General features: G+C 74.1%; 5 protein-coding genes. 3 read left to right on the top strand and 2 right to left on the bottom strand.

Going from position 1 to position 2,955, the window contains the following annotated elements; all coding sequences use genetic code 11:
- The 3 genes from ABZ318_RS39330 to ABZ318_RS39340 all read left to right on the top strand — a co-directional run.
- Nucleotides 1-607, top strand: a 607-nt coding sequence (locus ABZ318_RS39330) for an MFS transporter (RefSeq protein ID WP_356907212.1), incomplete at its 5' end; no start/stop codon positions are given.
- Nucleotides 607-924: a cupin gene (locus ABZ318_RS39335; protein ID WP_030690157.1), complete on the top strand. Its 318-nt coding sequence runs from the start codon at nt 607-609 to the stop codon at nt 922-924. The genes ABZ318_RS39330 and ABZ318_RS39335, both read left to right, overlap by 1 nt.
- Nucleotides 925-1,003: 79 nt before the next feature.
- Nucleotides 1,004-1,624, top strand: coding sequence for a TOPRIM nucleotidyl transferase/hydrolase domain-containing protein (locus ABZ318_RS39340; RefSeq protein ID WP_356907215.1), 621 nt, complete (start codon nt 1,004-1,006; stop codon nt 1,622-1,624).
- Between the two features lie 18 nt (nt 1,625-1,642).
- Here the strand turns inward: ABZ318_RS39340 and ABZ318_RS39345 are convergent, their stop codons facing one another.
- Nucleotides 1,643-1,768, bottom strand: a complete 126-nt coding sequence (locus tag ABZ318_RS39345) for a hypothetical protein (protein ID WP_356907213.1) — start codon at nt 1,766-1,768, stop codon at nt 1,643-1,645.
- Nucleotides 1,765-2,955, bottom strand: a 1,191-nt coding sequence (locus ABZ318_RS39350; protein WP_356907214.1) for a VanZ family protein, incomplete at its 5' end; no start/stop codon positions are given. The genes ABZ318_RS39350 and ABZ318_RS39345, both read right to left, overlap by 4 nt.

Genomic DNA, 2,955 nt, shown 5'->3' on the forward strand with positions numbered 1-2,955 from the left:
GCTGCGGATCTCGGCGCTGCTCGGGGCGTGCGTCTTCGCGGCGTTCAGCGTCTTCTGGTCCGTGCTCGCCTTCCACCTGGCGGCCCCGCCGCTCGGGTACGGGCCGGGGGCGGCGGGCCTCTTCGGGGTGCTGACCCTGCCGGCGGCGTTGCTCTCGGCGATGGCGGGGCCGCTGGCCGACCGGTACGGGGCCTCGGCGGTGAACGCCGGGGGGCTGGTGTGCGCGGGGCTCGGCCTCGCGGCGGCCGGGCTCGCCCCGTACGCCCCGGTGGCCCTGGTGGCCGGGGCGAACCTGCTGGTGGTCGGGGTCAGCTCGTGCCAGGTGGCCAGCCAGGCGCGGATCTTCGGGATCGGCCGGGCGGTGGCGGCCCGGGTCAACACGGTCTTCATGCTGGCCACGTTCGGCGGCGGGGCCCTCGGCTCCCTCGCCGGGTCCTGGCTGTACGCGGCGTACGGCTGGCCGGCCGCGCTGCTCGCGGCGGGGGCGTGCGTCGCCGTCGGCGGGCTGGTGGTGGTCTCCGCGCGACCGGCGGTCCCGAGTTGCGTCCCGGACGTCACACGGGAGGCTGGGGGTATCCGCCCGCGCATCCCGCAGGGAGAGTCATGATGCTGGACCTCACCGCCCTCGCCGACGAGCACCTGACCGCGGCCCGTACGGCGCCGCACGGGCGCAGCGCCCATCTGGTGATGCACGACGGGGTGCTGCGGCAGACCGTCATCGCCCTGACCTCGGGCACCTCCTTGGACGAGCACAACGCGCCACCGGCCGCGAGCCTCCAGGTGCTGCGGGGCCGGGTGAGCCTGACGGCGGCCGGACGGTCCGAGGAGCTGCGGGCCGGCACGCTGCGGATGATCCCGAAGGAACGGCACGGGCTGACGGCGCTGGAGGACGCGGTGGTGCTGCTGACGGCCGTGAACGACTGAGGGACCGGCCCCGGTCGAATATTCGCTGCCCTGCCGGACCGTGGACGGGCAGACTCGCCCCATGGCAGACACGAGGGCGTTGGCGGACACGGGGGCGTTCCGGGACGAGGTGGGCCGCTGGGCGGCCGGCGGTTCCGGCGGAGACACGGCGCGGGACCTGGCCGTGGCCCTGGGGCTGCGCACGGTGGTGCTCCTGGAGGGCCCGAGCGACTTCGCGGCCGTCGAGACGCTGGCCGCGCGACGCGGCCGGGACCTCGCCGCGGAAGGCGTGTGCGTGGTGTCCATGGGCGGGGCGATGAGCATCGCCCGCTACGCCGAACTGCTCGGGCCGCCCGGTCTCGGCCTGCGTCTGACGGGCCTGTGCGACGAGCGCGAGCGGGGCTTCTACGAGCGCGGCCTGATGCGGGCCGGAGCCCCGCGGGAGGACTTCTTCGTCTGTGTGGCGGACCTGGAGGACGAGCTCATCCGCGCGCTGGGCCCGGCGAAGGTCGAGGAGATCATCCGGACGGAGGGCGACCTGCGCCCCTGGCAGACCTTCCTGACCCAGCCCGCCCAGCACGGCCGGCCCCGGCACCGGCAGCTGCGGCGCTTCCTCGGCACGAAGAAGGGCCGCAAGATCCGCTACGGCACCCTCCTGGCGGAGGCCCTGGACGCTGACCGGGTGCCGGCGCCGCTCGACGACCTCCTGGCGAGTGTGTGAGCAGTTGGAGGGGCGACGTCACCTCCCCGTGCCGAAGGCACTGTTGCGGACGTCTCCGGACACGGAGTCCACCCACAGCACGTCCGTCGTGGCCGAGTCCGGCGGGGAGGTCGTCTGCTCCACCGCGCCCAGCACGACGTTCACCAGCCACTCCGGACGCCAGGCGCCGCCCCTCTCCACGGCCCTGAGCGCGAACGCCTCGAACCGGATGTCGTCCGGGACCCCCTGTCCCCGGACCGGGCGGTGAAGTCCTCTCGTGCGGCTCGTTCCGCCTGCTCCGCGCTCAGCTTCGCCTTCTCGAGCTCCAGGCGCGTGGGCCCGTCGTTCACGTCGAGCTGGGAGACGCGTCCCTGCCGGTCGATCTGTACCTCCAGCGACCGGGGCATCAGGACGCCGTCCTGCGTCCAGGTCCAGCGGGTCGTCCATCCGAACTCCGCTTTCCTCCCCACGGGGTACGTCGCGTGGGCCCCCGCCTCCTCCGCCCAGGGGTGGTGCGCCCGCATGTACGCCCGCGCCGCCTCGTACGCCTCCTTCTCGCCGGAGGGCGCCTTGGCGCCGGGCACCGGGAACCCCATGGCGGTGGGGCGGTCGCCGTCCTCGAACGAGATGTCCAGTCGTTCCCCGTCCGGCCAGGACAGGGTCCCGTTCCCGTACCCCTCCGGGTGCGCCTCGTCACGGCGGAGGAGACCGAACACGACATTCGTACAGGGCAGGTCCAGGCAGGGCTGGTTGTAGGTCCTCCCCAGGACGTACCGGTCGCCGAACGCCTCCCGCAGGGCCTTCTCCACCGTCCCGCGCTGGTCGGTGCCGGCGGCCGAGAGGCCCGTGCCGTCCACATGGGTGAAGGCCACCGCCGTGCGCGCCGCCCCCACCCCGATCACCAGCAGGGCCGCGGACGCGAACAGCGCGGCCCTGGCCCCGGCGAGCCAGTCGACCCGCCTCCGTACGGCGAGCGTCAGGAGGGCGAGGGCGGCGCCCGCGACGCCTCCCAGGATGTTCGTCTCGGCGTCCGCGCTGTCGCACAGGCGCCCCAGCCCGTCCACGGTCCCCTGGGTGAACTCGACGGCCAGGGGCAGCGAGACGACACCGACGAGTACGGGGAGGGGACGGCGCGAGGCGAGCAGGGCGAAGAGTCCGAGCGGCACCGTCATCGCGAGGTTCCACAGACCCTGGGTGGTGTGGAACGGTTCGAGGAGGTCGTGGTTGACGACGCATTCGCCGCTGGCGTCGCCGCCCCCCATGAAGGTGACGCCGATCATGGCGGTGAGGGTGGCGGCGAGTCCCGCCCACCATCTGCCACGGGGGTTGCCCAGCCGGTGGGCCGTCCACCA

This window comes from Streptomyces sp. NPDC006197 (genome assembly GCF_040613865.1).
Classification (GTDB): Bacteria; Actinomycetota; Actinomycetes; order Streptomycetales; family Streptomycetaceae; genus Streptomyces.